This is a genomic window from Achromobacter kerstersii (assembly GCF_902859595.1).
GTDB lineage: Bacteria > Pseudomonadota > Gammaproteobacteria > Burkholderiales > Burkholderiaceae_B > Achromobacter > Achromobacter kerstersii.
Genome location: NZ_CADIJQ010000016.1, coordinates 38,689 through 60,444, shown reverse-complemented (window position 1 = coordinate 60,444; position 21,756 = coordinate 38,689). Strand labels below are relative to the sequence as shown.

Annotated in this window: 23 protein-coding genes; 7 read left to right on the top strand and 16 right to left on the bottom strand. The window is 64.7% G+C overall.

Translation table 11 applies throughout. The features are described 5' to 3' along the window. Positions 1 to 10: 10 nt before the first annotated feature. Complete coding sequence (locus HV765_RS29560) at positions 11 to 784, bottom strand: hypothetical protein (protein WP_175171801.1); 774 nt, start codon at positions 782 to 784, stop codon at positions 11 to 13. 137 nt (positions 785 to 921) lie between these two features. Between HV765_RS29560 and HV765_RS29555 the strand changes: the two genes are divergently transcribed. Beyond that, positions 922 to 1,827 (top strand): aldose epimerase family protein, encoded by a 906-nt coding sequence (locus tag HV765_RS29555; RefSeq protein ID WP_175171799.1) that lies wholly within the window; start codon positions 922 to 924, stop codon positions 1,825 to 1,827. A gap of 135 nt (positions 1,828 to 1,962) precedes the next feature. Then, a complete protein-coding gene (locus tag HV765_RS29550) occupies positions 1,963 to 2,319 on the top strand; it encodes a hypothetical protein (protein WP_054426618.1) in 357 nt (118 codons plus the stop codon). A gap of 4 nt (positions 2,320 to 2,323) precedes the next feature. Here HV765_RS29550 and HV765_RS29545 read toward each other — a convergent pair whose 3' ends face one another. Genes HV765_RS29545 through HV765_RS29515 form a run of 7 tightly spaced genes read right to left on the bottom strand, consistent with a single transcriptional unit; the run spans position 2,324 to position 10,082 of the window. Next, positions 2,324 to 3,076 carry a carboxymuconolactone decarboxylase family protein gene (locus HV765_RS29545; RefSeq protein WP_175171797.1) on the bottom strand — a complete coding sequence of 251 codons (753 nt, stop codon included), beginning with the start codon at positions 3,074 to 3,076 and terminating at the stop codon, positions 2,324 to 2,326. Then, positions 3,064 to 4,248, bottom strand: a complete 1,185-nt coding sequence (locus HV765_RS29540) for an SDR family NAD(P)-dependent oxidoreductase (RefSeq protein ID WP_175171796.1) — start codon at positions 4,246 to 4,248, stop codon at positions 3,064 to 3,066. The genes HV765_RS29545 and HV765_RS29540 overlap by 13 nt, the downstream gene beginning before the upstream one ends. After that, positions 4,248 to 5,006, bottom strand: coding sequence for an SDR family NAD(P)-dependent oxidoreductase (locus HV765_RS29535; RefSeq protein ID WP_054426615.1), 759 nt, complete (start codon positions 5,004 to 5,006; stop codon positions 4,248 to 4,250). Before HV765_RS29535 ends, HV765_RS29540 begins: the two co-directional genes overlap by 1 nt. Before the next feature lie 9 nt (positions 5,007 to 5,015). Beyond that, positions 5,016 to 5,960 carry an acyl-CoA dehydrogenase family protein gene (locus tag HV765_RS29530; protein WP_175171794.1) on the bottom strand — a complete coding sequence of 315 codons (945 nt, stop codon included), beginning with the start codon at positions 5,958 to 5,960 and terminating at the stop codon, positions 5,016 to 5,018. Beyond that, positions 5,957 to 7,162: an acyl-CoA dehydrogenase family protein gene (locus tag HV765_RS29525; RefSeq protein WP_175171792.1), complete on the bottom strand. Its 1,206-nt coding sequence runs from the start codon at positions 7,160 to 7,162 to the stop codon at positions 5,957 to 5,959. The genes HV765_RS29530 and HV765_RS29525 overlap by 4 nt, the downstream gene beginning before the upstream one ends. 9 nt (positions 7,163 to 7,171) lie before the next feature. Further along, positions 7,172 to 9,310, bottom strand: coding sequence for an acetate--CoA ligase family protein (locus HV765_RS29520; protein WP_175171791.1), 2,139 nt, complete (start codon positions 9,308 to 9,310; stop codon positions 7,172 to 7,174). A gap of 1 nt (position 9,311) precedes the next feature. Beyond that, the gene (locus tag HV765_RS29515) at positions 9,312 to 10,082 is read right to left on the bottom strand and encodes an enoyl-CoA hydratase/isomerase family protein (protein ID WP_054426611.1); all 771 of its coding nucleotides are present in this window, start codon (positions 10,080 to 10,082) and stop codon (positions 9,312 to 9,314) included. 291 nt (positions 10,083 to 10,373) lie between these two features. On the opposite strand from HV765_RS29515, the gene HV765_RS29510 reads away from it, so the two are divergent. Continuing rightward, positions 10,374 to 11,252 carry an SMP-30/gluconolactonase/LRE family protein gene (locus tag HV765_RS29510; RefSeq protein ID WP_175171790.1) on the top strand — a complete coding sequence of 293 codons (879 nt, stop codon included), beginning with the start codon at positions 10,374 to 10,376 and terminating at the stop codon, positions 11,250 to 11,252. A gap of 13 nt (positions 11,253 to 11,265) precedes the next feature. Here the strand turns inward: HV765_RS29510 and HV765_RS29505 are convergent, their stop codons facing one another. Beyond that, on the bottom strand, positions 11,266 to 12,213 hold the full coding sequence (locus HV765_RS29505; RefSeq protein WP_054426609.1) for a LysR family transcriptional regulator: 948 nt from the start codon (positions 12,211 to 12,213) through the stop codon (positions 11,266 to 11,268). Positions 12,214 to 12,320: 107 nt separating this feature from the next. Between HV765_RS29505 and HV765_RS29500 the strand changes: the two genes are divergently transcribed. Then, positions 12,321 to 13,385: an LLM class flavin-dependent oxidoreductase gene (locus HV765_RS29500; protein WP_175171789.1), complete on the top strand. Its 1,065-nt coding sequence runs from the start codon at positions 12,321 to 12,323 to the stop codon at positions 13,383 to 13,385. A gap of 11 nt (positions 13,386 to 13,396) precedes the next feature. Continuing rightward, positions 13,397 to 14,194, top strand: coding sequence for a flavin reductase family protein (locus HV765_RS29495; protein WP_175171787.1), 798 nt, complete (start codon positions 13,397 to 13,399; stop codon positions 14,192 to 14,194). A gap of 79 nt (positions 14,195 to 14,273) precedes the next feature. Here the strand turns inward: HV765_RS29495 and HV765_RS29490 are convergent, their stop codons facing one another. The 4 genes from HV765_RS29490 to HV765_RS29475 form a co-directional block, all read right to left on the bottom strand. Beyond that, positions 14,274 to 15,236, bottom strand: a complete 963-nt coding sequence (locus HV765_RS29490; protein WP_054426606.1) for a tripartite tricarboxylate transporter substrate binding protein — start codon at positions 15,234 to 15,236, stop codon at positions 14,274 to 14,276. 191 nt (positions 15,237 to 15,427) lie between these two features. Beyond that, positions 15,428 to 15,673 carry a hypothetical protein gene (locus HV765_RS29485; RefSeq protein WP_175171786.1) on the bottom strand — a complete coding sequence of 82 codons (246 nt, stop codon included), beginning with the start codon at positions 15,671 to 15,673 and terminating at the stop codon, positions 15,428 to 15,430. A 248-nt stretch (positions 15,674 to 15,921) separates the two neighbouring features. Further along, the gene (locus HV765_RS29480; RefSeq protein ID WP_175171784.1) at positions 15,922 to 16,935 is read right to left on the bottom strand and encodes a zinc-binding alcohol dehydrogenase family protein; all 1,014 of its coding nucleotides are present in this window, start codon (positions 16,933 to 16,935) and stop codon (positions 15,922 to 15,924) included. 36 nt (positions 16,936 to 16,971) lie between these two features. Then, the gene (locus HV765_RS29475; protein WP_175171782.1) at positions 16,972 to 17,766 is read right to left on the bottom strand and encodes an SDR family NAD(P)-dependent oxidoreductase; all 795 of its coding nucleotides are present in this window, start codon (positions 17,764 to 17,766) and stop codon (positions 16,972 to 16,974) included. A 114-nt stretch (positions 17,767 to 17,880) separates the two neighbouring features. On the opposite strand from HV765_RS29475, the gene HV765_RS29470 reads away from it, so the two are divergent. After that, positions 17,881 to 18,783 (top strand): LysR family transcriptional regulator, encoded by a 903-nt coding sequence (locus tag HV765_RS29470; protein ID WP_054426602.1) that lies wholly within the window; start codon positions 17,881 to 17,883, stop codon positions 18,781 to 18,783. A gap of 192 nt (positions 18,784 to 18,975) precedes the next feature. Next, the gene (locus HV765_RS29465; protein WP_054426601.1) at positions 18,976 to 19,191 is read left to right on the top strand and encodes a dodecin; all 216 of its coding nucleotides are present in this window, start codon (positions 18,976 to 18,978) and stop codon (positions 19,189 to 19,191) included. Positions 19,192 to 19,830: 639 nt separating this feature from the next. Here the strand turns inward: HV765_RS29465 and HV765_RS29460 are convergent. The 3 genes from HV765_RS29460 to hpxZ form a co-directional block, all read right to left on the bottom strand. After that, positions 19,831 to 19,977, bottom strand: coding sequence for a hypothetical protein (locus HV765_RS29460; protein WP_156336903.1), 147 nt, complete (start codon positions 19,975 to 19,977; stop codon positions 19,831 to 19,833). A 543-nt stretch (positions 19,978 to 20,520) separates the two neighbouring features. Further along, on the bottom strand, positions 20,521 to 21,075 hold the full coding sequence (locus HV765_RS29455; protein ID WP_054426600.1) for an NADPH-dependent FMN reductase: 555 nt from the start codon (positions 21,073 to 21,075) through the stop codon (positions 20,521 to 20,523). A 186-nt stretch (positions 21,076 to 21,261) separates the two neighbouring features. Further along, positions 21,262 to 21,636 carry an oxalurate catabolism protein HpxZ gene (gene hpxZ, locus HV765_RS29450; RefSeq protein WP_054426599.1) on the bottom strand — a complete coding sequence of 125 codons (375 nt, stop codon included), beginning with the start codon at positions 21,634 to 21,636 and terminating at the stop codon, positions 21,262 to 21,264. Between the last annotated feature and the right edge of the window lie 120 nt (positions 21,637 to 21,756).

The following is a 21,756-nucleotide window of genomic DNA, read 5'->3' as shown; positions in this document are numbered from 1 at the left end:
CTTTCTTCGCCTAATCGTGACCCTTAAGCGACGGGAAGCGCCAGGTCTCCCGGAAACCCAGGTTCGCCAGTTCGCCCAACAAGGGTTGCAATTGGGCAGCCGCTGCGAGGTCAAACTCCAGCCGCACGCCAACGCGCTTGTCGCCGGGGGCTTGTGTCAGTTGGGCCATGCCATGGATGTCGGGCAGGAATAGACGGGCGCCCCACGGGGCATCGATCTGGTGCGCGGGGGGAAAACGCGCGGCGATCCGTTCCGCCATATCGTGGATCGCGAAGCTGCCGGACGAGAAAAGCTCGATGATGCCGCGATCCACGTGCGAATCGAAGTATCGCCATTCGCTTTCGGCGTGTTTATCTTCGGGGTTGCGCAACCCCCAATCCCGCGGATCGTCCGCGCCCTGCGGCATCCAGATCACCTCCTGGCCGTGCCGGGGAAGCACGAAGACCTGCCGGCGTTCGACGCTGTACAAGACCTTGTCGCCATCGACCGTGCTGGCAAACGGCACGCTCCGCGCCGCTTCTTCCATGGCGATCGTGCTGTCATCCCCCCAGAAATCGTCGAAGTACTCACGGACGAACTCGCGTTCAGATTCGCAATCGGCAAGGATCTGCGCCGGCATCCACACCATTAGCCGTCCGCAGTACGTGCCTTGCCCGAGCAAGGTGACGAAGCGGGCGTAGCCGCCGGGCAGGTCGGCGCCCAGCCAGGGTTTCAAGGCGTCGACGTCGCCGGGGCGAGCGAGCGACAACTTAGGGGTGATCAGGTAAATGTCGTCAACGGTCATTGGCATGCGCGGGCGGGTATAGGGGGCAACGGACGGGGGGCAACGGACGGGGGAAAGCGTGGGTCAAATTATGCAAGGGCTTTACTTTACCGGCACAATCGCACGACGCGGCCCCGTGTTGGCCGCGGGAGCAGCAGATGCCGGAATTTCCTTTCGCCGACCCCGTGAATGCGGTCGAGCGCTTAACCATTGCCAGCGGGGCGCACCAGGCGGAATTTGCGCCGGGGGGCGGGGGGCGGCTGACCCGATTGTCGACGGGGTCGCATGATTGGATTGTGCCGTTGACCGCCACGGAGTGGCCGGCCGGCAAGTGGCCGCGCGCGGGGTCTTACCCGCTGGCGCCGTATTCCAACCGGATTCGCGACGGCGTGTTCACGTTCAATGGCGCGCGCCATGAGCTTCAGTCCGTGCCGGGCCGGCCGCAGGCCATTCATGGCTCGGGGCTGTTTCAGCCCTGGCAGGTGCGCAATCACACGGCGGACAGTGTAGACCTGGTGCTGAGCCAGCCGGCGGGCGTGTTGGGCTGGCCCTGGCCGTTTGAGTGCGTGCAGCGCTATCGGTTGGATGCGCGCGGCTTGAGCCTGTCGCTCAGCCTGATCAACCAGGGCGATTCACCCATGCCTTGCGGGCTGGGCATTCATCCGTACTTCACCGCCGAGCGCGTGGCGCTGAATGCGCGCCGTCTGTGGCCGGCGGACGCGAACGGGTTGCCCACGGGCAGCAAGGTCAAGCATGTGCGTGAAGTGCGCCGGTCAGCCGAAGGCTGCGATACCTATCTGTCGCAATGGGAAGGGCGCGCCACGCTCTCTTGGGCCGACGGCCACGAGCTGGCGCTGCACGCGGACCCGGCGTTTGCGCACGTCGTCATTTATACGGCGCCGGGGTCAGATTTTCTGTGCGTGGAGCCGGTCACCAACGTGGCGGACGCGTTCAATTTGGCGGCGGCGGGTGAGACTCGCACGGGGATGCAGGTGCTGGAACCGGGGGCGCGCTTTGCGGCAACGGCCTTGATGGCGCTGACGCCGCCTCGGGCCAAACGCTGAAGCGACTGAAAGGCCGAAGCCGCTGCATGGCGGAATGGCTGAACGGCCGAAGCGGCTGACATGGCTGAACGCGGCGCTTTGAAAGGCCGGCTTCCTCCGGCGATAATCCGGCAACCCCAATCCAGGAGTCCTCACGTGAAAAAGCTCAGCACCGAACAATTGCAGGCCGCGGCTGAAACGCTGCGCCGGGTGCAGACGAAGCTGGCCCGCTCGGGCAGCCTGCCGCTGGAGCCCACGCTCTACGCCAGCGCAAAGGGTTTTCGGCGCAATGTGCCGGAGTATCTGTGGACGTGGTTGTCGGGCTTGCTTGCCCCGCACAAGAGCCTGGCGTCGTGGATGGATACGCATCAGGCCGGCTGGCGCGATGGCAAGACGCCGGCCGCCGTGGTGTACGCCCGTACCGAAAAGGGGTGGTTCGATTGGCTCATCGCCGAACTGGAAACCGAAATCAACGACCCGCACGCTCGCGCCAAGCGCGAAGGGCAGGCCTGACGGGTCAAGCGGGGCGGCCCGCCGGTGGCGCAACGCTACCGGCCATTTTTGCGTAAGCCGTCGCGCCCAATGACGCGCCATGCACCGCCAGATGCGCGCCCAGCTGAATCACTTGCAGGATCTCGGCACGCGCCACACCTTGGGCCAGCGCATGCGGGATCAGCGTGTGCAACGTCTGCCCGTCTGCCTGCGTGAAGCAGGCGTGCAGCGCGATGCGCACCAACAGCCGCTCGGCGGGAGTCAAGCCACCGGCTGGCGCGCCGCCTTCAACAAAGTCCAACAGCACCGAAACATAGCCGGGGTCTTGCGCCGCCAGGCGCAGCAGGCTTGGCGCCTGTTCCGGCCATAGCGCGTGGATGCGATGGTGTAGCGGATCTTCCGCAGCCAAAGGCGATGGCGCGGCCGCGTCATGCAGCACGTCGGCCGCTTGCAGGACGGCGCTCAGGCCTTGCACGGTCACGCAATGCAGCACGTCGAACACATCGGCTTGGCTGGCGCCGGCCTCGCGCGCCATGCGCAGATGGGTCGTCAGACCGGGCTCGTACAGATGCGTGGCCGAGGCGTCCAGCGCCACATAAACCAGCTCGACCATGCGGGGAGTCAACGGGCCGGTTTGCGCCGGATACCCCGCGTAGTCCGCGTAGCGCGACAGAAACGCAGGGTTGGCGTGCAGCAGTGCTTCGGTCCACGGCCGCCAATAGCCCCGTGCGGCGATGAAGCGCGATTTGATGGCGTCTAGATCCTCTAGCGCGTGCATAGCGTTTGCCCGGTCAGGTATTGCGCTTGGGCGCCCGCCACGAAGCGCAGCAGCGGCGATAGCGCAGCGTTCGGCTCCGCCGAAGCCACTTCGACGGCGTTGATGCGGCGCGCGCGCGGCCCCCATTCGCAGGCGAGCGTGGCGATTAGCATGCGTGCGGCGGCGTCGTCCCCCGCGTGTTCCCAATCGGTATCGGCGGCGCGCGGCAAGAGCAGCGTCAGGCTGCCGGGCGCATCGCCGGAGCCATGGCGGCGGGCGGCGGCCAATGTGGCGGCCAGGCGCGCGCCGGGCGGGCTATTCAGCACCGTGACGTCAATGGCAGCGGGGTAGCCGTCTCGCACCTCCGTACTGCGTAGTACCGGCCAGTGGCCATGCACGGTCAACGACAACGGCGTATCACAGGACGCCGGGGCGATGGCGCTGGGGGCATAGGCCTGGCTGCCGCCGAACACCGACGATCCGCCATCGACGGACAAGCGGCCGCCCGAGACAAGCGCCGCGTGGTCGCTGGCCAGAAACGCCAGCGCGCAGGCGATTTCCTCGGGGGCGGCCAACCGGCCCAACGGAATCTTGCCGACCGCGCGCACGGGGTCCAGGCGGCCGGATGCGATCAATCCGTCGACCAGCTCTGTCTGCACGAATCCCGGACACAGCACGCTGACGCGCAGTTCCGGGTGCGCCCGCGCCAAGGCTTGAGTCTGCGCGATCAGTCCGGCCTTGCTGGGGCTGTACGCGCCGCGCATGGGAATGGCACGCAGCCCCGCGCCGGAGGCCACATTGACGATGCGCGCATGCCGCGTCAGCCGTCCGTGCAGGGCGCGCAGCAGCCGTGCGGGCGCATGCAGGTTCAGGTCCAGCAGCCGCTGCCAGTTGTCATCGGCTTGTGCGACGGCAGGCAGATTGCTGGCGTCCGTCAGGCCCGCGTTGTTGATGATGGCGTCAAGCGGGGGCAGGCCATCGGCCAGCGCGTGAATCTGGTCAGGATCAGTCAAGTCCGCCACGCAGGCAAGATGATCCACGGCCGCGCCCTCCGACCGCAGCGCCGTCAGCAGCGCTTCAAGCGCTGCGGCATTGCGATCCACCAGCACGCAGCGCCGTCCTTCACGCACCAGCCGCCAGGCCGTGGCGCGGCCGATGCCGCTGGCGGCGCCCGTCAACAGGACGGTGTCCATCAGAGCGTGGTGAACGTGATGCCGCCATCCACCACCAGCGCCTGCGCAGTGATGAAGCGCGCTTCGTCGCTGGCCAGGAAAGCGATGCCACTGGCCACGTCTTCCACGGTGCCCAGCCGCCCCATCGGCGTGCTGGCGATACGGCGCGCATCGCGCTCGGCGTTGCGATTGCGCTGCGTGCCTTCCGTGGGTACGGCCGATGGGCAAACGGCATTCACGCGGATGCCACGCCCGCCCAGCTCGGCTGCGGCCGCGCGGGTGATGCCCAGCACGCCCGCCTTGATGCCCGAATACACCATCGAACTGGGCGCGGATTTCAACGCGGCGGTGGAGGCCACGTTGACGATGGCGCCGCCACGTTCGGGGTCCATCGCTTCGGCGGCGGCCTGGATGCCCCAGATCACCGCCTTGAAGCCGATGTCCAGCATGCGGTCCATGGTGTCGGCCTGAATCTCGGCCGCGCTTTGGTAGCGGACCCACGCCGCGTTGTTGACCAGGATGTCAAAGCGCGAGCCGTGTTCGGCGGCCTGGCGCACCGCTTGCGCGATGCCTTCACGCGACGCCACGTTCTGCACCACTGCAAACGCTTGGCCGCCCGATGCCGTGATGTCGGCCACGGTGGCGTCCACCAGTTCCTGCTTCAAATCATTCACGCCGACGATGGCGCCGCGCGCGGCAAGTGCGCGGGCCGTGGCGCGGCCGATGCCGGCCCCGGCGCCCGTGACAAGCGCAACGCGCCCAGCCAGATCTTGTTGCATGGTTTCTTCCTACACCGATTGAATGAAATCGCGGCCGGTCTGGCGCGACAAGCCGTTGAACGCCGCATCCAGCTTGCGCACCGCGCGCAGCGCAGGGTGCAAGGGCAGCTCCCAGGTGAAGCCCATGCCGCCGTGCAGATGGATGGCCTTCTCGATGACGAAGGCGGCATGGGCGATAGCGCCCGCCAGCGCGGGGCGGGTGTCGCGTGGCGCCCCGAATTCGTCCGCGTGCATGGCGCGGCGGATGGCGGCGCTGGACACGTCTTGCAGCAAGCGCATGCGTGCGAGCAAGTGGCGCACCGCCTGCTTGGCCGACAGCGGCCGCCCAAACTGCACGCGCGTCGCCATATAGCTGGCCGCCATTTGCAGCGCACCTTCGGCCGCGCCGTTAGCGAACTCGGCCAGCAACAGCTGCGCCTGCCGCCGAACCGCTTCGAAAGCCGCCGCGTCCAGCCGGGCCAGCACCGGCGCGCCTTCCAGCGTCAGCCAGCGTTGCGGATGGTCGGGGTCAAGCGCGGCCTGCGCGTCGCACGTTGCCGCGCTCACGTCCACCAGCGCCGCGCCGTGGTCATCGGCGACCAGCACCCAGTCGGCCGGGCCGTGGTCCAAACGGACGCTGCCTGATTGCAGCGTGCCTTGCCAGGCAATGCCGGCGAGCCTTTCGCCGGCCGCCAATGCCGCGGCTTGCGGCGTGCCGGCAAAAGCCCGGGCCAGCAGCATCTGTTCGGCCAACGGCAAGGGCAATTGCAATCGGCCCGCGGCATGCGCGATGGGCAAGGCAAAGGCCAGGTCCAGTCCCAGGCCGCCATCGGCCTCATCCGCCATCACGCCGCACAGACCGGCTTGGGCCAGCACGGCCGCCTGATCGTGCGGCTCGTTGTGCGATAGCGCATCGGTAATGGCCGCGTCGGCGGCCTGTGCGAATTCTTCCGGCCGCAGTTCTTCGCTACTCATGTCAGGTCCTTGGGAAGATTCATGACGCGCTGCGCGATCACGTCCAGCTGCACCTCGGTCGTGCCGGCGTAAATCGTTTCAGCGCGCGAGAACAGATACGCGTTGGTAAAGGCCTTGTGCGCACGCTGCGCCAAGGGGCTGGAGTGCGGGCCCACGGGCGACAACATCGATAGCGCCAGGCTGGCGAAGGCCTGGTGGCATTCCGACCAATACAGCTTCGTCAGCGAGCCGCGCGCGCCGAGTGATTCGCCGCGCAGCATGCGTTCCACCGTGAGTTCGACCAGGCCCTTCAAACCGTCGATCTCGCTCACCAGATCGCCCACGCGGCGTTGCACGTAGCCGTCGTCCAGCGAGGGGGCCAGCTGGGAGTCGGATTTGCACGCCGCGATCAGCTGGCGCAGTTCGCATTCGAAGCGCCACGGGCGGTACATGCGGTTGGTGGCGCGCTCGATCGACAGCACCCGGATGGCGGCGTTCCAGCCTTCGTCCGGCGCACCCAGGCGCGCACTGTCAGGCACGACGACGTCGTCGAAGAACACTTCGGCAAACGATTCCTTGCCGTCGATGGATTTGATTGGCACCACGCGGATGCCCGGCGTATCCATGGGCACGGCAAACATCAGCAGGCCACGGTGCTTGTCGGCAACGGTGCCGGTGCGCGTCAGCAGCAGGCAGTAGTGCGCCTTGGCCGCGCCGCTGGTCCAGATCTTCTGGCCGTTGATGCGCCAGTGTTCGCCTTCCTGCACGGCCTTGGTGCGCAGACGCGCCAGGTCCGAGCCCGCGTCGGGTTCCGAAAAACCCTGGCACCAGTACTGCCGCATCGTCAGGATGTCGGGCAGAAACGTTTGCTTCTGCGCCTCGTCGCCCACGGCCATGATGATGGGGCCGGCGAGTTCTTTGCCGATCGAGCTCACGCTTTCGGGCATGGGCAGTGCGCCGATTTCTTTGTTCACCGCCAGATGTTCGCGCAGCGTCAGGCCGTGGCCGCCATAGGCCTTGGGCCAGGTCATGCCTGCCAACCCCGCCTGGTGCATCGCCGCTTCCCACGTGCTGCTTTCGGCCAGCGTGGCGGCGCGCCAGTTCAGGCTGTCGGCGCGCATGAAGTCGGGCAGATTGGCGCGCAGCCAGGTGCGCGCATGTTGACGATAGGCCGCTGGCCCGGCGGACGGATCTGGGACCGCCACCTGTTGTTCGAATTGCATGCTTGGTCCTTACAGAGCGGGCGCGGCGCGCGGGATCATCAGCGCGTCGAGCACGACCACGCCTTGGCCTTGCGGCCGCACCAGAATGGGATTCATGTCGATGTCGGATACGTCGTCGCGATGCCGAAACGCAAACTCCGACAAGCGCGCCACGCTGCGCGCCGCCGCCGCGATATCGGCCTTGGCCTGTCCGCGTGCGCCGTCCAGAATCGGGAACATCTTCAGCGACCGGATCATCGCCAGCGCCTCGTCTTCGGTGACGGGGGCGGCTTGCACCGCCACGTCGTTCAGCACTTCGGCATAGATGCCGCCCATGCCCACCATGACGATCGGCCCAAAGACCGGGTCTTGCGACACGCCCGCGATCATCTCCGTGCCGCCTTGCAGCATCGGCGCCACCAGCACGCCATCGATGCGGGCGGTGGGGGCATGCCGCGCCACGTTGGCCAGGATGCGTGCATGCGCGTCGCGCACGGCTTGGGCGTTGGCCACGTTCAGCATCACGCCGCCGGCCTCGGTCTTGTGCGCCACATCTTCCGACGCAATCTTCAACACAACGGGGTAGCCGATGGCGTCGGCGGCGCGCACGGCGGCGTCGGCGTCGCCCGCGATCATCTCGTGCGGCACATCAATGCCCACCTTGCCCAGCGCCTGCTTGGCGTGGAATTCGTTCTGGAAGACGATGGGGTCGACGGGTTCGGCGGCGGGCAGTGCGCGTTGGGGCGCGTTGGCCGCACGCAATTGCCCAAGCCGTGCCAGGCCCGCCAGGCCCGTCGCCGCGGCGTCGATGCTGGAGAACACCGGAATACCCAGCGCGTTGATCTGCTCGATGGCGTCGGCCGGCCCCTGGCTGATGATCATCAGCAGGCGGCCGGGATGGCTCGCGCGAACCTGCGCCAGCGCTTCCAGATAGATGCCGCGCAAGCGCGTGTTGTACAGCGACAGCGACATGAACAGCACCAGCGCGCTGTCGGACGGGTCGTCCAGCAAGGCGGTCAGCATCTTCAGCAAAATGTCTGGCCGGCTCGACATTTGCGCCGACGCATCGACCGGGTTGCCGGTGCTGGCGGTGGGCACGGCATCCAGGATGCGTTGTTGCGTCAGCGGCGCCAAAGCGGGCAGGGCCAGGCCGGCTTCGCTCATGGCGTCGGCCATCATGATGCCGAAGCCGCCAGACGCTGCGACCAGCGTCACGGCATCGTTGTGCGGCAGGCGGGTCGGCATGAGCAAGGACGCGGCGTGGCCGATGTCGATCAGCGCTTCCACCGAGCGCACGCGCAACACGCCGTGGCGGCGGAAGACGGCGTCGATCACGGCATCCGAACCCGTCAGCGCACCGGTGTGGGAGGCGGCCGCCTGCTGGCCTTTTTCGGTGGAGCCTATTTTCAACACGATGACCGGCTTGCCGAGTTCGCGCGCCCGTTGCAGGGCGCTGATCAGCTTGGCGGCGTCGCGGCAGGTTTCCATGCAGCACAAGATGATGCGCGTGTCCGGGTCTTCGGCCAGCGCGGCGATGCCGTCGGCCACGTCGACGTCGGCCTCGTTGCCGGTGGCAATGAAACGGCTGACGCCCATGCCGCGCCGCGCCACGCTTTGCATGGTGTGGCTGCCCACATTGCCCGACTGAGACACGATGCCCGCATGGCCGGCGGGCGGCATGTGTTCTTCCAGCGCGATGGAAAACGAGCCAATCAAGCGGTCGGCCACATTGACCGCGCCCAGGCAGTTCGGCCCCAGCACGCGCATGCCGTGTTCGCGCGCGATAGTCACCAGGTCGGCTTGCAGCGCTGCGCCCGCTGGGCCCGCTTCCGTGAAGCCTGCCGACAGCACAATGGCCGCTTTGGTGCCGCGTGCCGCGCAGTCGCGCAATGCGGCGGGCGTCGCGCTGGCGGGCACAGCCAGAATTGCGAGCTCGGGCGCGGCGGGTGTGTCGCGCACGGAAGCGTAGGCAGGCAGCCCTTGGATGACGCCGCCCTTGGGGTTGATGGGATAGACCGCGCCGGCATAGCCGTGCTTGATCAGCATATGCACCGGCCGGCCGCCGATCTTGGTGATGTCATCCGAAGCGCCCACGATGGCGATGCTCGCCGCCTTGAAAAACGGCGACAGCCCCGCGCCGGCGGGAAGTGCTTGTGCCAGAGCCGCCATCTCAACGCCCCTTGAACTGCGGCTGGCGCTTTTCCAGGAAGGCCATGCGCGCTTCCCGGGCGTCTTCCGTCTTGGCGAGCGCCATGGTGAAGTCCTGCTCGAAGCGGTAGGCATCGCGCTGCGGCATCAGGTCGACCATATTGGCCGCACGCTTGGCGTAGAGCACAGCCAGCGGCGCTTTGGATGCGATCTCATGCGCCAACGCCAGCGCGGCAGGCAGCAGTTGATCGGGCGGCAGCACTTCTTCCAGCACGTTGCGGCGCAGAAGATCGTGGGCGCTAAGACGCTGGCCGGTGAAGAACATGCGGCGCAGGGTCGACCGGCCTACCAGCGTGCGCAACATGGACGCGCCGCCCGCCAGGCCGACATTGATTTCGGGCATGCCGAAGGTGGCGTTGTCGGACGCGTACATGATGTCGCACGCCGCCATCAGGCCCAGCCCCGCGCCGAGCGCCGCACCGTTGACGGCGGCAATTACCGGTTTGGCGCATTCCTTGATGGCGTTGCCGGTTTCACGGGTGATGCGGTTGTGTTCAAGAAAGTCGCCCGCGATGTCGGCGTTGGGGCGGTCTTTCAAGTCGGCCCCCGCGCAGAAGACCTTGCCATGGCCGGTCAGTACGGCGCAGCGGATGTCGTCGCGTTCGGAGATTTCATCGAAGATCGCCACAATGCGGCGGCGCATGGCGCGGTTCAGCGCATTGACGGGCGGGCTGTTCAGCGTGACGAGCGCAACGCCCTCATTAACATCCAGCGTGACGGTCGATTCGCTCATGCCGTCACCTTGTTGGCGGTAGAAAATGCGGGGGAAAAAGCAGAGGGGCGCAGGGCGCCGGTGGCATGCTGCATCGCGTGTCTCCTAGAGTCGGATGGACCGGTCTCGCCCTGCATTGCTGCCCGGGGGGCGCCGGCTTTTTTTGGATTATATGGACGGGTATTGCTGCGGATTCAGGCCAAAATTGTTGGTTGTGTTCTGCATGAAAACGCCATATTCCAGGGGCCTGCAAGCCGATACCATGGGATGGGAAATCGTCCGCCGGACGAGCAAAACAGAGGCGGTCGGCAGATGCAGATCGAGCGTATCGGCACGGTTCGCGCGGCGCTGGGCGAATGCCCGGTGTGGGACGCGGCCAGGAACACGTTGTGGATGCTGGATTGCCGCAGCGGGCAACTGATGCAGGTGGACCCCGACACCGGCGCCACGCAAGATTGGCAGTTGCCCGCCCCGGTGGGTTCGTTTGCGTTCAATGGCGACGACGACATCATCGTGGCGTTGAAAGACACGTTTGCCCTGTACCGGTTGTCAGATGGGGCGATGCATTCTTTGGGTCACATCGGAGACAGCCATCCGCATTTACGGCTGAACGATGGCGCACCGTTGCCGGACGGCAGCTTTGTGGCGGGCACCATGCACATCCACCGGCAAGCGGGCGAGGCCCCGCTGGGCGGTTTGTACCGCGTGGACCTGCAAGGCAATGTGAGCCGGATCTCCCAAGGCCTGGGCGTGGTGAATGGCCCCGCCATGCATCCCGACGGCATGCACTTCCATGTGTGCGACAGTGCGCAGCGCAAGATCTTCCGCTATCGCATGGATGCGCAAGGGCAGTTGTCATCCCCGGAAGTCTTCGTGGACACGGACGCGCTGGGGTCCGCGCCTGACGGCTGCTGCTTTGATCAGGAGGGCGGCTTGTGGACGGCGCTGGTGCATGCCGCGGCCATTGCGCGGTTTGATGCGCACGGCAAGCTCGACCGCCGCATCGAATTGCCGGTGGCGCATCCTGCGTCACTGTGTTTCGGCGGGCCTGATCTGTCGGATATTTTCGTGACCACGATCAGCGACAGCGGCCGCTTATCGGCCACGGGCCCGCTGGACGGCGCGTTGCTGCGCATCCGGGGCGCAGGCGCTGTGGGCGCGCCGCGCGGGCAATGCCGCATTCACCCGTGATCACCGCCCCTGATCAGGGGCTTTCGGCGGCCGCCATCTTGTTGTACGCCGTGAACCGCAGCGCGGAACCCGACACGTGCGATGCCACGAAATCCAGGAACAGCCGGATCTTCACCGGGATCATCGCCGTGTCCAGAATGGTGGCGTACATGCCTTCTTCAAAGGTCGTGTTCGTGACGTGGTAATCGGGGAACAAGCGCACCAGCGTGCCGCGCGAAATATCGTTGTGCACGGTGTAGTCGTCAAGCAGCGCCACCCCTTCGCCCAGCAGCGCAAGCTCAAGCAGCGCCACGCCGTTGTTCGTCACGTGGCGAGGCTTGATCAGCACTTCCTCGATGGCCTCGCCCTGCTTGAAGCGCCAGCAGGTTTGATCGCCCGGCAGCAGATAGGCCAGGCAATCGTGCTGCGCGATGTCGGCGGGTTTCCCGGGCGGGGCATGCTTCGCCAGATACGCGGGGGAGGCCACCAGAAAGCGTTCGCTTTTGAACAGGATGCGCCGCTTCAGGCCCGCTTCCACGGGCGGCGAAATGCGGAAATCGATATCGAAGTTGTTGCGGCGCAGGTCCGTCTTGGCTTCCGATAGCACCAGCTCAATGTGGATGTCGGGGTACTGCTGGCGAAACGCCGCCACCAGCGGGGGCAGCACGCCCAGGCCGAACATCATGCGCGAATGCACGCGCAGAATGCCTTTGGGCGCCGCGCGGATTTCGGTGATGTTGCGATGCGCTTCGTTGATGTTCCAGAGGATGGATTCAAGCTGTTGCGCATATTCCTGGCCGGCTTCGGTCAGCACGACCTGGCGGGTTGAACGCAGCAGCAGCTTGACGTTCAACTCGTTTTCAAACTCGGTGATCATGCGTGATACCGACGTTGCCGACACGCCGAACTGCCGCGCGGTTTCAGAGAAACTCTCGGTTTTCGAGATCGACAGAAAGAGCTCCATCGCGCGCAGTCTGTCCATCATTCCTCCACTTTATGCAGCACAGAACGCCGCTTTTCTTGTATTCAGCCGATGACTGCCGGCCTCTAGAATTTCCTCAGACGTCAAGCAATCAATGAGGAGACATTATGGAATTCGGCGTGTTCATTCTGGCGCAGCAGCGAGGTTACCACCAGTCCTCAAAGCAAGTCATCAACAACTCCATCGAGCAAACCGTGGTGGCTGAGCAGGCCGGTTTCGACGCCGCCTGGTACGCCGAGCACCACTTCAACAACTACTCGTTGTCGCCGTCGCCGCTGATGACGGTGGCGCACGCTGCGGCCAAAACGCACCGCATCCGCCTGGGCACCGCCGTGTGCATTCTGCCCCTGTATCACCCCGCGCGGTTCCTGGCCGAAGTCGGTTTCGTGGACACGGTGTCCAATGGCCGTCTGGACTTGGGCGTGGGGTCGGGCTACCAGGAATTCGAGTTCGAACGCTTTGGCGTGCAGATCGCGGAATCGGGGGCGATCTTCAACGAATTTCTGGACGTCATTCCCAAGGGGCTGACGCAGAAGATCTTCGAGCACGACGGCCAGTTCCTGAAGATTCCGCCCAGCTCGATCGCGGTGCGCTGCCTGCAAGACCCGATGCCGCCGCTGTGGATCACCTCAGGCAATCCGGTGACGCTGGGCCGGGGCGTGCGCGAGAACCACAACCTGTTCGTCACCGCGCTGCTCAAGGGCAACGATGCGATTGCCGAGCTGCGCGGCCGCCTGGAAAAGGTTGCGCAAGACAACGGCCGCGATCTTGATCGCGACGTGAAGTTCGGCTTCCTGCGCTGCGGATACGCGTCGGACAACAAGACAGAGATTGACGCGTATCTGGATTGCGCGCGCTTTCAGCGCCGCATTTCCGAAAGCCTGAAGTTCCGCCGTGCGCAAAGCGACGACGGCTACATGGTCAAGGAAGTGCCGTCGGAAAATGACCCCACGTTCGAGCAGCTGCGCAAGAACCTGCCGGTGGGCTCCGTCAATGAAGTGATCGACAAGATGCTGGAAGAGATCAGCATCCTGCGCCCCAAGCACATTGCCTTGCAGACGCAGCTGGGCGACTTCGATCAGAAGACGATGCTCAAGCAGATTGAACTGTGGGGCGACAAGATCATTCCGGCCATCCGCAAGGAAGTCGGCAGTACCGCAGCCATTGCGTAAAGGAGCGCACCATGCAGATCTATCTGAGCAACGCGGGCGCCATCACGCTGCGCCATCCCGCGGACTTCCGGCGGCTGGATGTACTGGCCGATCCGCAGCCGCGCGAACGGCTTGAGCACGCGATTGCCCGGGTGGGGCGGCGCGAAGACGAGCGCCATGTGCGCTTGTCGCCCTCGGTGCTGCGCTTCTTGTCGCAACACGCGGGCGACCCGAAGTGGGAAGCGGATTTTTCCGCGATGGTGGACGATGCGGCGCGTCACGGATGGGTGGACGAACGTGGCGATATCCGCGCGCACATGGTGGTCAACGAGCATGACGAGGTGGTGTCGGTGGATGACTTCAAGGCGGCGATGCGGTCGCTGCCGGCCGGCATCAGCGCCGTCACCACGGGCGATGGCGAGCACGTGGCCGGCATGATCGTGTCGAGCCTGACGTCGATTTCGGCGGACCCGCCGATGGTCGGCTTCTTCGTTCAGCAAACGTCATCGGCGCGCGAGCCCTTGCTGCGCCATGGCCGCTTCGTGGCCAACGTGCTGGGCGAAGGGCACGAAGCCGTCATGCAGGCGTTTCTGGGCCAGCCGCAGGGCGTGGCGCGGTTTGCGCAGGGCGGCTGGGTGATGAACGAGCAAGGCACGCCGGTGTTGCCGGATGCGCTGGCCAGTATCGAATGCGATATCGTCTGCACCGAAGTGCTGGGCACGCATGATTTGATCGTGGGCAAGATCCGCAAGACGGCGTGCCGCGCGGCGCAGCCTGTTATCAATTTCAACTCGGCGACCCATCGGATTGCGCCGGTGCGGCTGCAATAACCGTGGCAGGTGGTCGCCTGCATGCATGAAAAAGCCCGCCAGATTTGGCGGGCTTTGTTTGCGGGCGGAAACCTGTCGTTCAGTCCAGAACGATGTGGTTTTCCTGGATGACCTTGCCCCAGTATTGGCGGTCGGCGTCCAGTTGGGCGTCCAGGGCTTGCGGGCCGCCGGCTTTCTCGGTCTGCCCGTTGGTGACGAGCAATTGGCGGAAGCTCTCGGATTGAACCGTCTTGATGGCGGCGGCGGAATAGGCCTGGATCACATTGGCGGGCGTGCCTTTGGGAGCGTGCAGGCCCGTCCAGTAGCTGGCCTTCAATTGTGGATAGCCCAGCTCGGCCACCGATGGCACATCGGGCAGGGCAGGGTCGCGTTGATCGGTCGTCAAGGCCAGGATCTTCACGGCGCCCGCCTTCTGGTGATCGGCCAACGCGATGGGCGTCATGTAAGACAAGTCGTTGCGGCCGGTGATCAGGTCGATGAGGCTCGTCGGCGTGCTCTTGTAGGGCACGGCGGTCAGCGGGATGCCCAGCGTCTTCGACAGGATCAGCCCGTACAGATCGGTGACGCTGCCCGGCCCCAAGGAACCATAGGTCAGCGCGCGGTTTTCCTTCTTGGCGTAGGCGACCAGGTCCGCGATGGAATTCACGCCGATGGTGGCGGGCACGGTGATGGTCAATGGCCCATCGAACATCATGGCCACCGAATCGAAGCTGTCGAAGCGGTATTGCAGGCTGGGGCGCAGCAGCACGTTCAGCGACACGGGGCCGGAGCCGCCCATCAGCAGCATGTTGCCGTCGGCGGGCGCACGCGCAACCAGGGCAGCGCCGATGATGCCGTTGGCGCCGGGCTTGTTCTCGACGATAAACGGCACGCCCAACTGCGCGCTCATGCCTTCCGCCAGCAGCCGCGCGAAGTTGTCATTGGGGCCGCCCGCGGCGTAAGGCACGATCAGGGTCACGGGCTTGGGGGCGGCGCGCAGGGCCGGGCTAAGCATCATGAGGGTGCCGGCCGCGATGAAGCCGCGGCGCGTGAGCTTGAACATTGTCTGTCTCCTTGTTCCCGCCGCCATGCCTGTCCGAGCCTTCTGCGGGCCGGCTTTGCGTCTTGTCATGGGCAGCTGGGGCGGCTGGCGCTAGTTCGCCAGCCTTGGGTTGTCACTGTCGTCGATGATAATTTTTATCGGACTTGCCGATTACCCCACCGTTACGCAGAACAGTTCTGCGAAGGCCGCGCTTATCGGCTGGCAGGCAGCCGCGCGGCGCGGGCGCGTTGCAGCAGGTGGAAGGCAGTTCCCAATATAGTGGCGACGGCCAGGGCGGCCAGAACGGACGCCAGCACCTGCGCGTCCCAGAGCCGCGGCGGCCCGACGCGGAATTGAATGGTGTCGAACACCAGCCCCGCCGAAAAACCTGCAACGATGATGGCCTTCCACCCTTGCAGTGGAAAGAGCCGGAGCATCAGCAACGTGAACGCGACCATGGCCCAGAGGACCGGTTCCAGCGTCTGGTCTATGAGATGGGCAAGCAGGGGAAACTCCGTTCAAGGTGCGTGGGGCAGGGTCGAACGAGGTTGTACTGCTTTCGGGCGGCGCTGGCGAGAGGGTTTGGCGAAACCCGGGCGAAACCGCTGGGTGAAATCCTTGGGCTAAGCCCGGACTGGACCCGGGACTACACCCGGGACTACACCCGGGCGTAACCCCGCCCGGAGGTCTCGCCGGGCTTTCGGGGTCAGAACCCTTCCAGCACCACTTTGCCCTGTGCCTTGCCGCTTTCGATGAAGGCGTGTGCGCGGCGCAGGTTGGCCGCGTTGATCGTGCCGTAGTGCTCGCCCAGCGTCGTGCGCAGCGTGCCGTTGTCGATCAGGCGGGCGGCCTGGTTCAGCAGTTCGTGCTGAGCGATCATGTCGGGCGTATTGTGCAGCGGCCGCGCGAACATGAACTCCCAGTGCAGTGACGCAGACTTGCCCTTCAGCAGGCGCACGTCGATGGCGGCGGGGTCGTCGATCAGCGCGATCTTGCCCTGCGGCGCAATCGCCTCCGCCAGTTGCGGGAAGTGTTTGTCGGTGTGGGTCAGGCCGGCAATGAAATCCACCTGGTTCACGCCGATGCGTTTGAGTTCATCCGTGATCGGCTTGCTGTGGTCGATGACGTGGTGCGCGCCCAGTTCGCGCACCCATGCCTGGGTCTCGGGGCGCGAGGCGGTGCCGATCACCGTCAGGCCGGTCAGTTGACGGGCCAGTTGCGTCAGGATCGATCCCACCCCCCCGGCTGCGCCGATGATGAGCAGGGTGCGCTGGCTGGGGGCGTTGTTGTCCAGCACGCGCAACCGGTCAAACAGCAGTTCCCAGGCGGTGATGGTGGTGAGCGGCAGCGCCGCGGCCTGAGCGAAGTCCAGGCTCTCGGGCATGCGGCCGACGATGCGTTCGTCCACCACGTGCTGCTCGCTGTTGGCCCCCGGCCGGTTCAGCGCGCCGGCGTACCAGACTCGGTCGCCCGGCTTGAACAGGCTGGTCTTGGCGCCCACGGCACGCACCACGCCTGCGACGTCCCAGCCGATGACTTCGGGCTTGCCGTCTTTGGGGGCGCGGTTGGCGCGGATCTTCACGTCCACGGGGTTGACGGAAATGGCGTGTACGTCGACCAGCAGGTCGTGGTCGCCGGGGGTGGGGGCGTCAAGGGTGATGTCTTGCAGTGCGTCGGCGTTGTCCGCGGGCAGGTTCTTGAAATAGGCGATGGCTTTCATGGGGTTGGGGCTCGTTTGAGAGTTAGGGGCGATTGCTTAGAGGATTGAGCGGACCACGCCGCCATCGACGCGCAGCGCCGCGCCATTGGTGGCGGCGGCCTGGGTGGAGCAGGTGTAGACGACCATGTTGGCTACTTCGTCCACGGTGGCCAGGCGGCGCAGCAGCGACGTCGGGCGATGCTGGGCGATGAAGTCGCGTTCCATCTCGTCTTGCGACACGCCTTGCTCCTTGGCCATTTCGGCGAAGAAATCCGACACGCCTTCGGAACGCGTGGGGCCGGGCAACACGGCGTTGACCGTGACGCCGGTGCCGGCCGTGAGTTCGGCCAAGCCGCGCGACACGCCCAGCAGCGCGGTTTTGCTGACGCCGTAATGGATCATCTCGGCGGGAATCTGCACGCCGGATTCGCTAGAGATGAAGACAATGCGGCCCCAGTTGGCCGCCATCATGCGCGGCAGGTAGTAGCGCGATAGCCGGATGCCGCTCATGACGTTGGTGTCCAGCATCTGCTGCCAGTCGTCGTCGGTGATTTCGGTAAAGGACTTGGGCGCGAAGAATCCGGCGTTGTTGACCAGGATGTCCACGTCGGGATGCGCGGCGGACAGCGAAGCCGCGCCGTCGGCGGTGGCCAGGTCGGCTTGCACGGTGCCGATCTTGGCGTCCGGAAATTTCTGCACGATGGCGGCTGCTGCATGCGCCAGCTTGTCGGCGCTGCGCCCGTGCAGCACGACTTCTGCGCCTGCTTCAGCCAGCCCGAAAGCGATGGCCAGCCCGATGCCGCCGGACGATCCGGTGACCAGGGCCTTCTTGCCGTTCAGTTCGATCTTCATTGCGGTGACTCCAGGAATGTGGGGGAAACGGGTCCATGATTACCCACTCTGCAGCGATGAAAAACCGGCTAGCATCGCACTCAGTTTCAATAATTTTTTGAAAATGGGGCAATCATGGTCCGGTTCGAGGACTTGAGGATCTTTGTGGCGGCGGCCGACCACGGCAGTTTTTCGGCCGCCGCGCGGGAACTGGATCTGACGCCCGCCGTCGCCAGTGCTGCGCTCAAGCGCCTGGAACTGACGCTTGAGACCCGATTGTTCGTGCGCTCCACACGCAGCCTGCGCCTGACCGGCGACGGCGAGCGTTACCTGGAGTACGCGCGCTCGGCGATCGCGACGCTGGAAGCGGGCAAGAACGCCATGGCGCGCGACAAGACCGCCATCTCTGGCACGCTGTCCGTTTCGATACCGTCTGATCTGGGGCGCAATGTGCTGTTGCCGTGGTTGGATGACTTTCAGCAGCAGCATTCACGCGTGAGCTTCCAGGTGCGCATCAGCGACCGGCTTGCGGATCTGTACCGCCAGCCGGTCGACATCGCCATCCGCTACGGCACGCCCAACGATTCCGCGCTGGTGGCCTTGCCGCTGGCCGAACACAACCGCCGCGTGGTGTGTGCATCACCCGCGTATCTGGCGCGCCATGGCGTGCCGCAAGCACCGGCCGACCTTCGCCGCCACAATTGCCTGTCCTTCGTGCTGGGCGAAACCCTGCACGACCGCTGGACGTTCGAACGCGACGGCACCAGTACCACCGTGCCCATCAAGGGCGACCGCGTCGGCGACGATGGCGACCTGGTGCGCCGCTGGGCGCTGGCCGGCCACGGCATCGCCTACAAGTCGCGCTACGACGTGCTGTCCGACCTGCGCGCGGGCCGGCTGGTTGAACTGCTGCCCGACTACGTCACCGAGCCGTCGCCGCTCTACCTGCTGTGCGTGCATCGCATGCTGCTGTCACCCGCCGTCAAACGCATGCGCGAGTTTTTGCAGGAACGCTTCAGGCAGTTCGACGCGGGCTAGCTCGCTCCTGGGCAGATGCATTTCAATGCGCCGCGCAGATCGTCGCGGGTCGAGACTGTGCGACGAAACTCGTAACACCACGACCGCGCGGCGGGCGTATGCTGTGAGTTCGAATGGATTGCCGGTCGTAAGCACCGGAACATGGCCGCACGCCGGCGATTCACAACTCACCCCCCTTAGCGGAGACGAGCTATGTCGAATCATGTGTACAAGCAAATAGAATTGGTGGGTTCTTCCACCAAGTCCACCGACGACGCCATCGCCAAAGCGATCGAGCGTGCTTCGGAAACGCTGCGCAATCTGGATTGGTTCGAGGTCACCGAAGTGCGTGGCCACATCAAGGACGGCAAAGTGGCGCACTGGCAGGTCGGTTTGAAGATCGGCATGCGTCTGGAAGGCGACAAGTAATTCCGTCGTTGCATCTTTTTTGACCACGCCTTCCAAGTGCTTGTCGGGTAAGGATTTTTCAGGCTTGTTATCCGACTGTTCATAGGCTTGTCCACATTCCATGGGGACAAGCCTATGCCGTTATCCCCAGCGGATGGCGAGTGTGGCGAGGGTCTGGCGGGCAGGGCGGCGACGATGCCCCGTTGAGCGTTTCTTGCCCGCATCCTGCAAGTCGTTGGTGTGCAAGGGTTTTTCGCGAGTACCTGCATACTGTCCTCAGGCTTATCCACATTTGGCGGGGACAACCCCGGGCGTCAAAACGCGGCAATGGGCCTTTCTTGACCACCCCCTGCAGGGCATTGATATTACAGGCTATTTCCGACCTGCCCTCAGACTGTCCTCATGCTTGTCCACAGAATGCTGGGACAAATCCACATGCGAAAGCAGGTATGAAAAAAGCCTGGACGGACATCCAGGCTTTTTGTGAATAAACACGCCAAAACTCATCCAAAAGGAGGATTGCGCAGTGTTTGATCAGCCCTTGCAAGTGCTTGGCAGGGCAGGGAATTTTGACTCTACCCCAAGACTGTCCTCAACCTTCTCCACAGTTGGCGGGGATAAGTGTGGAGCCTATCCGCTGGGCACGGCTTATCGCGCCGGTTATACAGGCCGGCGCCATTGCCGGCGGCGCCGCAATTCCTGGAGCCGCGCCTTGCGGTCAGCCTTGATGATGTTGGTGCCGACGTACAAGCCGAAGACGATCAGGGCGGCGCACAAGCCCACCATAACGAGGGTACCGAACACCATGTTTGTCTCCTTGATGCCTGCGAGGGTGGTGCCTGATGTAGCAAAGGCTGGCTAGCGACAACGCCACAATCAGCACCACAATCAGCGCGGCGAGTTTTAAATACCATGTCCACGCCGTTAGTTCCGGGTGGGTCTCAAATGCGACGGAGGTGGCGCCCACCCCGCTTGCAATCGCGATGCCAGCGAAGAAGTGTGCAAAGGCATCCCGCTGTTTTCCTACGGGCTTTGTCAGGGCGTGCAAGAAAATGTGCCACACAACGCGGACTTGCCGTCGTGCAGGCGGGTGATGCCAGAGCGCCAACAGCCACATCATCGCAAGTGGGCTGAGTATCAAGAACGGGATGACCATCACTCCTCCGCCAAAATGCATGGCAAGCCACTGAACCCTTGAATGATAGTCAGTGGCTCGGCCGTACGCGTGGCGTGCAGTGACGGATTCGTCCTATAAAAAAAGCCCCCCGACGTATCGGGGGGCTTGATCGCCCGGAGGTAGATCGGGCGATCGGCGCCGGCAGGCTTGCGCGCTGCCGGCAGCGGCGGCGATCAGGCGTTCTGTTTCTTGACCCAGTCGACGTAGCGGTCGATCCAGCCTTGCAGGAATTTGCGCGTGCCTTCGTTGGTGATGGTGAACTGATCATCGACCAGGCCTTCTGCGTACTGCAAGAACACTTCCGGTGTGGTGAGCGCGTTGGCGCCTTCGGCGGCCAGGATGTTGCGCAGGTGCTGCTGCATCATCGCCGTACCCGCAGCGCTGGGCGAGGCGCCGACAATGCCCACGGCTTTGCCCGGCCACGAGTTCTGGCCCCACGGGCGCGAGCCCCAGTCAATGGCATTTTTCAGTGCGGCGGGCAGCGAACGGTTGTGTTCGGGGGAGACGAAAAGGATGCCTTGCGCATCGGCGATCTGTTGCTTCAGCTTGGCAGCCGGCGCGGGCAGGTTGTTCTCGTTGTCCTGGTTGTAGAGCGGGATGTCGCCCAGGCTCACATACTCAAACTTGAAGTCGGCAGGGACCAGCTTTTCCAGCGCACGCGCCAGTCGCAGATTGATCGATGCGGCACGCAGGCTTCCGACGAAAACCGCAATCTTGTATGTGCTCATGGGTGGGGGCTCCAACGGAAAAGGGAAAGTCCAGTGTAGACCTGGACGGTGACGTGCTCAATCCTGATTGCACATATTGTTATGCCGCGTTTAGCGCGGTGCGGCCAACGATCGTTATGCCGCGTCTAGTGCAGTCCGGCCAACGCTTCAGTGTTATGCCGTGCCCTGCGCGGTCCGGCCAACGCTTCAGCTCATCAGGCTGACATGCGCGGACACCACGCGCCAGCCTTGCGGTGTGCGCATCCATGTCTGGCTCTGACGGCCAATGCGGTCACTGCCGTCGCGCTGGAATTCCAGGTTGGCGGTGGCGAAGTCGGTGCCGTAGGTGGTGATGGCGGTGCGCAGCACGCGGCGGGCCAGGCCTTGCGGCGAACGTCCGGCGCGAAATGCGCGGATGGCGTCGTAGCCATACAGGTTTTCGCTGGCGCCGTAGCGCAGCGTATGCGGGCTGTTCCAGAACAGCGTGTCCAGCACCTCGACGTCGTTCGCGACCAGCGCCGTTTCATACTGCTCAAATGCGGCTGTCACTTCAGCCACGACGTCGGGCAAATTGATGTCCATGCGTAAGACTCCGGTTGCACCAAAACGGTGCGAGTTGTAGGGGTAATCACCAATATGGTGTCTGCTGCGGTGCGTCAATTCCAACGGGCTCCGTTGATGCGCACTCGCCCCGGGGGAAAA

Bases quoted from the DNA above. Each gene is read 5' to 3' on its own strand.
- HV765_RS29470 (WP_054426602.1), top strand. From the start codon at position 17,881: ATGGTCCGGTTCGAGGACTTGAGGATCTTTGTGGCGGCGGCCGACCAC.
- HV765_RS29475 (WP_175171782.1), bottom strand. From the start codon at position 17,766: ATGAAGATCGAACTGAACGGCAAGAAGGCCCTGGTCACCGGATCGTCC.
- HV765_RS29465 (WP_054426601.1), top strand. From the start codon at position 18,976: ATGTCGAATCATGTGTACAAGCAAATAGAATTGGTGGGTTCTTCCACC.
- HV765_RS29485 (WP_175171786.1), bottom strand. From the start codon at position 15,673: ATGGTCGCGTTCACGTTGCTGATGCTCCGGCTCTTTCCACTGCAAGGG.
- HV765_RS29500 (WP_175171789.1), top strand. From the start codon at position 12,321: ATGGAATTCGGCGTGTTCATTCTGGCGCAGCAGCGAGGTTACCACCAG.
- HV765_RS29515 (WP_054426611.1), bottom strand. From the start codon at position 10,082: ATGAGCGAATCGACCGTCACGCTGGATGTTAATGAGGGCGTTGCGCTC.
- hpxZ (WP_054426599.1), bottom strand. From the start codon at position 21,636: ATGGACATCAATTTGCCCGACGTCGTGGCTGAAGTGACAGCCGCATTT.
- HV765_RS29480 (WP_175171784.1), bottom strand. From the start codon at position 16,935: ATGAAAGCCATCGCCTATTTCAAGAACCTGCCCGCGGACAACGCCGAC.
- HV765_RS29495 (WP_175171787.1), top strand. From the start codon at position 13,397: ATGCAGATCTATCTGAGCAACGCGGGCGCCATCACGCTGCGCCATCCC.
- HV765_RS29505 (WP_054426609.1), bottom strand. From the start codon at position 12,213: ATGGACAGACTGCGCGCGATGGAGCTCTTTCTGTCGATCTCGAAAACC.
- HV765_RS29510 (WP_175171790.1), top strand. From the start codon at position 10,374: ATGCAGATCGAGCGTATCGGCACGGTTCGCGCGGCGCTGGGCGAATGC.
- HV765_RS29560 (WP_175171801.1), bottom strand. From the start codon at position 784: ATGACCGTTGACGACATTTACCTGATCACCCCTAAGTTGTCGCTCGCT.
- HV765_RS29525 (WP_175171792.1), bottom strand. From the start codon at position 7,162: ATGCAATTCGAACAACAGGTGGCGGTCCCAGATCCGTCCGCCGGGCCA.
- HV765_RS29540 (WP_175171796.1), bottom strand. From the start codon at position 4,248: ATGGACACCGTCCTGTTGACGGGCGCCGCCAGCGGCATCGGCCGCGCC.
- HV765_RS29545 (WP_175171797.1), bottom strand. From the start codon at position 3,076: ATGCACGCGCTAGAGGATCTAGACGCCATCAAATCGCGCTTCATCGCC.
- HV765_RS29455 (WP_054426600.1), bottom strand. From the start codon at position 21,075: ATGAGCACATACAAGATTGCGGTTTTCGTCGGAAGCCTGCGTGCCGCA.
- HV765_RS29490 (WP_054426606.1), bottom strand. From the start codon at position 15,236: ATGTTCAAGCTCACGCGCCGCGGCTTCATCGCGGCCGGCACCCTCATG.
- HV765_RS29555 (WP_175171799.1), top strand. From the start codon at position 922: ATGCCGGAATTTCCTTTCGCCGACCCCGTGAATGCGGTCGAGCGCTTA.
- HV765_RS29520 (WP_175171791.1), bottom strand. From the start codon at position 9,310: ATGGCGGCTCTGGCACAAGCACTTCCCGCCGGCGCGGGGCTGTCGCCG.
- HV765_RS29535 (WP_054426615.1), bottom strand. From the start codon at position 5,006: ATGCAACAAGATCTGGCTGGGCGCGTTGCGCTTGTCACGGGCGCCGGG.
- HV765_RS29460 (WP_156336903.1), bottom strand. From the start codon at position 19,977: ATGGTGTTCGGTACCCTCGTTATGGTGGGCTTGTGCGCCGCCCTGATC.
- HV765_RS29530 (WP_175171794.1), bottom strand. From the start codon at position 5,960: ATGAGTAGCGAAGAACTGCGGCCGGAAGAATTCGCACAGGCCGCCGAC.